Genomic DNA, 5,318 nt, shown 5'->3' with positions numbered 1-5,318 from the left:
CGAAAAAAGCCCTGAGGGTGAACTGGCAGACCGTAGGAGAGCTGGAAAGCACTACCATTCATAAAAAACGACTTGCCGACGCCCTGGTAAACGGACAGGTACAGGAGAGCAGGCGTGATGGAAACCCCGAAGCGGCCTTCAGGAAGGCTGCAAAGGTGATAGAGCGGACCTATAACGCTCCCTTTATCGCCCACAATACACTGGAGCCTATGAATTTCTTTGCTCATGTCACGGCAGACGGAGCCGAACTCATAGGACCCACCCAGACACCCGAAGCCCTGGAAGGGTCTGTGGCTAAATTGCTGGGAATGCCCCTTGAAAACATTACAGTAAATATGACGAGGATCGGAGGTGGATTCGGACGCCGTCTCTATGTCCATTTTGGTCTCGAGGCCGCGGCTATTTCCAAAAAGATTGGTGGGCCCGTCAAATTGATCTACACCCGAGAGGACGATATGACCCAGGGTACCTACAGGCCTACCTACAGTTCAGTGTACAAGGCAGGTCTGGATGAGAACAACAACCTGATCGCCTTTTCAGTAAGGGGCGCCGGATTGCCGGAAGGTCCGGTGTTCCCAAACAGGTTCCCGGCTGGAACGGTTGAAAATTATTCTGCTGAAAAGATCCTTGCCCCTACCAATGTGACTACAGGAGCATGGAGGGCCCCCAGGTCTAACTTTACCGCAGGGGCTGAGCAGTCCTTCCTGGATGAGGTAGCAGAACTGGCCGGTAAGGATCCCATCGATTTCCGCCTTGAACTGTTTGACAGAGCCATCAATGATCCTGTGGGTGCAGAATATGAATATGACGCTGAGCGATATGCGGGTGTTCTCAAACTGGTGAGGGAGAAATCAAATTGGAATACCCCCATGGAAGGAGTACACCGTGGCGTAGCCGCGTATTTCTGCCATTCTACCTATGTAGCGGAAGTATTCGATATGGTGATGGAGAACGGTAACCCGGTCATTCAAAAGGTATGGTGCGCAGTAGATTGCGGAATCGTCGTGAATCCCGATGCCGGAGTCAATATGATACAGGGAGGTGTGATCGACGGAATTGGCCACGCCATGTACAGTCAGCTCACCTTTGAGAACGGTTCGCCCAGGGAGATGAACTTCGACACTTATAAGCTCATCCGCCATTCACAGGCCCCGCGCGAGATCGAAGTGTTCTTCGTGCAGAACGAGATCGCCCCGACCGGACTTGGAGAGCCAGGGCTGCCACCGGCCATGGGTGCATTGGCCAATGCCATGTACAAAGCGACGGGAGTTCGCTATTACGACCAGCCATTTATGGGTATGGAAAGGAAAGTACTGGGTTGATCAACGGGCTGCGCATGCAGGTCAGATAACCTGAAATCCATGGGCAAAGGGATCAGCCTCATCTATGGTGATCCTGTTATAACCTGTGGTTTTAGCCCACCCTTGTATTCCGGGAATGATAGCTGGGTAGTCCCCTACCCGGGTCACGCCTTCAAGGGTACCGGTAAAGGTGGAGCCAATAATACTTTCGTGTACAAAGGGATTTCCTTCCTGCAATTTGCCCTTGGCAAACCACTGGGCCATCCTCGCCGATGTTCCTGTGCCACAGGGCGATCTGTCGATGGCTTTTTCTCCGTAGAACACAGCATTCCTGGTCGTGGAGGTTGAAGCAATCGGCTCACCGGTCCACATGAGATGGCTCACATCCCTGATCGTTGTGTTTTCAGGGTGAATGAATCGATCCGGATATTTTTCATTGATCCTCTGACGTATCAGCGGACTGAGCTGGATAAGCTGGCTCGCCGTAAAATGCGACAAGCCCCGAAAGTTTTCCTGGGGATCGATGATCGCATAGAAATTACCCCCGTAAGCCACATCAAAGATCAGCTTGCCCAGTACGGGGCAATTGACCTCCAATTTTTCTGCAGACAGGTAGGATGGTACATTCCTGAGTTTTACCCAGGCAACTTTTCCTTTCTCCATCCCATATTCGGCCACAATGATTCCGGCCGGGGCCTCCATCCTGATCATCCCCTGGCTTTTGGGGATAACCACCTTCTCCTCTATCGCCATCGTAATCGTTCCAATGGCCCCATGCCCACACATCGGCAGGCAGCCACTGGTCTCAATGAACAGGATTCCAAAGTCGTTTTCGGGATCGGCAGGCGGATAGAGGATGCTTCCACTCATCATATCATGACCCCTGGGCTCGAACATCAGGCCCTTCCTGATCCAGTCGTATTCCTTTAAAAAATGCTGTCGCTTTTCGCTCATGGTGGCTCCCTTAAGGTCGGGGCCTCCTTTGACCACCAGCCTGACTGGGTTACCGCAAGTATGTCCGTCTACGCAGTAAAATGTCCGCCTTGCCATGGAGTCTTATAATTTATCCCGGGTGAGATTGCCATCGATGCGCCTTAACAGTTTCAGGGGGTTGGCATTCTGAAGCGCCGGAGGGAGCAGGGAATCCGGGCAATTCTGGAAACACACCGGCCTGAGCCAGCGATTGATCGCATCTTCGCCGACGGCTGTAAAGCGGCTGTCTGTAGTAGCGGGATAAGGGCCCCCGTGATGCATGGAAGCACAGACCTCCACGCCCGTGGGCACACCGTTAAAGATAAGGCGCCCTACCCGTTCCTTCAGTTGCCTTAACAGGAAGTCATATCCTGCCAGTTCCTCTGGAGTCCCGATCACTGAAGCGGTGAGCTGCCCTTCGATCAGAGCGACCGAGCGCTCAAGATCCTCGATGTTCTGGCATACCACCAAAAGGGAAAAAGGGCCAAATACCTCCTGATGCAGCCTGGGGTTTTCCCTGAAATCAGCAGCTTTAACCTTCAGAATGGTAGGTCTGCCCACATTGGGTTTTGCCGTATCGCTGATTTCTGCAACTACGGAAGTACCTTTTTGCTCTCTGGCCTGTTCCCGTCCCTGGTTGTATTTCTGAGCGATATCCGGGTGCAGCATCGTCGAGGGTGACACCTGATGTATTTCCTCTGAAAGTATTTCCGAAAATCGATCGAGATCAGAATTCTCAATCCCTATGAGTATGCCCGGGTTAGTACAAAACTGCCCGCTTCCCAAAGTCACGGAGCCCGCAATAGTCTTTGCCCATAAATCTTTTTCCTTCTTCAGCATCTCCGGCAGGAGGATTACCGGGTTTACACTCCCCATTTCAGCAAATACCGGGATAGGTTCCTCCCTGGATGCCGCCAGATTGAAAAGGGCACGCCCACCCCCGTGACTGCCGGTAAAACCAACGGCCTTAATAAAAGGATGCTTCACCAGGGCCTCCCCTACCTCGTGTCCCTTGCTGTTGAGATGAGAAAATACCCCTTCGGGCAAGTTGTGCTTTCTAGCCGCACTGGCGATGGCCGAGGACACCATATTCCCGGTTCCTGCGTGCATGGGATGCCCTTTGACGATCACAGGGCAGCCCGCGGCAAGAGCACTGGCCGTGTCGCCTCCTGCAGAAGAATACGCCAATGGAAAATTGCTGGCGCCGAAGACAACCACAGGGCCTACAGGCACCATCATCTTTCTGAGATCTACCCTGGGATTGGGTTCGCGATGCGGGAGGGCGGTGTCTATACTCGGCTGAACATAAGATCCCTCTTCCACAAGTCTGGCGTACAATTCTAATTGTCCAACGGTCCTGCCCCGCTCCCCCTTTGCCCTGCCTTCAGGTAAGCCCGATTCAGCGCAGTATAGATCTATAAGGTCGTCACCAAGAGCCATGATCTCCTGGGCTATGGAACGGAGAAATCCGGCCCGGGTCTCCTTGCTGGTTTCCGCATAAAAAACGGCGGCGCTGTGTGCAAGGCTCACAGCCTCTTCTACTTCCTCCCGGGAGGCTTCGTAAAAAACGGTCTCATTCTCCTTATTCAGTACCGGGTTGATGGTCCTGAAAGTAACATTTCCCCTCTGGGTCCTGTCATATCCTACAATGTTCTTTCCGTCTAACATATCGTGGTTACTATGAATGGGTAAGATGAGGCAATACCGGTCTGCTGGCGAGGGCCGTCTCTATGATCTGCTTCACTCTTTGCCTCTCTTCTCCCTGCAGGGGGAGCCTTGGAGCCCTAACATACTCACTGCCCAGTCCCGTGGCCACTTCCGCCAGTTTGATATTCTGAACGAGCTGTGGATTGATGTCGAGTTCCAGAAGAGGCATGAACCAACGGTATATGGCGAGCGCCTCTTTATACCGACCCGCTTTTGCTAAATGAAAAATGGCGACCGTCTCTTCTGGAAAAGCACAGACCAGCCCGGCAACCCATCCGTCTGCCCCGGCGACCAGGCTTTCGAAGGCCAGGGTATCCACGCCGCACAGGACCTTTAACCGATCCCCAAAGTTGTTGCGCAATCGGGTGATATTAGTGATGTCGCGTGTGGATTCTTTAACGGCTTGTATGGTGTCGAATTCAAGCAGGGTTTCAAACATAGGAAGGGTCACTTCAATCCCATAGTCTACCGGATTGTTATAGATCATGATCGGGAGGTCCGTACTGCGCGCAACTTCCGAGAAATAAGTAACGGTCTCATGTGCTGTGGCCTTGTATCGCATAGGGGGCAGCATCATCAGTCCGTCTGCTCCAAATTTCTGTGCATTCTCCGCTGCCAGGATGGCTCCCTTGGTGGATTGTTCTGCAATGTTGATGATCACGGGTACGCTCCCCTGTACATGCCCAACCGTAGCCCGGATCAATTCTTCCTTTTCACCGTCATCCAGGGTGCTGGCTTCTCCAAGGGTACCCCCGAGAATGATCCCGCTAACTCCTGAATTCAACTGTGCTTCGATGTTCTTCAGAAACAAGTCGAGATCAAGGACATCCTCCTTTGTAAATTTCGTGGTCACCGCCGGCATGACCCCTTCCCATACTACCTTCATACTGAAAAGACTTAGGGTTGCAAAGTACATTTCTTTCTTTGCAAACACAAGGAATCACTCCGGTGAATTCAAAACGAACGAAAGAGATCGAAATACTTGATTTTCAGTGTCTCACACCTGTTCCGGATTGGAATTTTAAGATCCCTTTCATACTTTTTCTGATTGTTTTACCTATTTTTGGGCCACTCAGAAAAATCGTTATGTCAAAGTACTTACTTCTAACGGGCCTCATCTGTTTGGCGGCCTGTAATTCAACCAGTAAAACAGCCAGTGCACCTGTTGCCCAAACGTCTACGGCAGATCCTGTGACCTATGCGGCTACCATTACGGAAAGCGAACTTAAGGATCACTTGTATACCTATGCTTCAGATGAATTTGAGGGAAGAGAAACAGGAACAGAAGGCCAGAAAAAGGCCGTGAATTATCTGCGTCAGCATTATATGGATTTAGGT

Annotated in this window: 4 protein-coding genes and 1 pseudogene; 2 read left to right on the top strand and 3 right to left on the bottom strand. The window is 51.8% G+C overall.

Annotated features, from left to right (window positions below):
- Positions 1-1,322: xanthine dehydrogenase family protein molybdopterin-binding subunit (locus ABYP73_RS11065; protein ID WP_372974361.1), on the top strand; the 1,322-nt coding region annotated here is incomplete at its 5' end.
- 21 nt (positions 1,323-1,343) lie between these two features.
- Here ABYP73_RS11065 and ABYP73_RS11060 read toward each other — a convergent pair.
- From ABYP73_RS11060 to ABYP73_RS11050, 3 genes are read right to left on the bottom strand one after another with little or no spacing between them, the layout of a single operon-like run.
- The gene (locus ABYP73_RS11060; RefSeq protein ID WP_372945805.1) at positions 1,344-2,351 is read right to left on the bottom strand and encodes a 4-hydroxyproline epimerase; all 1,008 of its coding nucleotides are present in this window, start codon (positions 2,349-2,351) and stop codon (positions 1,344-1,346) included.
- A 6-nt stretch (positions 2,352-2,357) separates the two neighbouring features.
- Positions 2,358-3,941 (bottom strand): aldehyde dehydrogenase (NADP(+)), encoded by a 1,584-nt coding sequence (locus ABYP73_RS11055; protein ID WP_372974360.1) that lies wholly within the window; start codon positions 3,939-3,941, stop codon positions 2,358-2,360.
- A gap of 10 nt (positions 3,942-3,951) precedes the next feature.
- Entirely contained in the window at positions 3,952-4,866 is a 915-nt protein-coding gene (locus tag ABYP73_RS11050) for a dihydrodipicolinate synthase family protein (RefSeq protein ID WP_372974359.1), read from the bottom strand.
- A gap of 17 nt (positions 4,867-4,883) precedes the next feature.
- Here ABYP73_RS11050 and ABYP73_RS11045 point away from each other — a divergent pair.
- Positions 4,884-5,318 (top strand): annotated as a pseudogene (locus ABYP73_RS11045) (hypothetical protein); the annotation flags it as partial.

This window comes from Muriicola sp. (genome assembly GCF_041567615.1).
GTDB lineage: Bacteria > Bacteroidota > Bacteroidia > Flavobacteriales > Flavobacteriaceae > Muriicola.
Note: the sequence above shows the minus strand (reverse complement) of the source record. Positions and strands in the feature narration are given on the sequence as shown.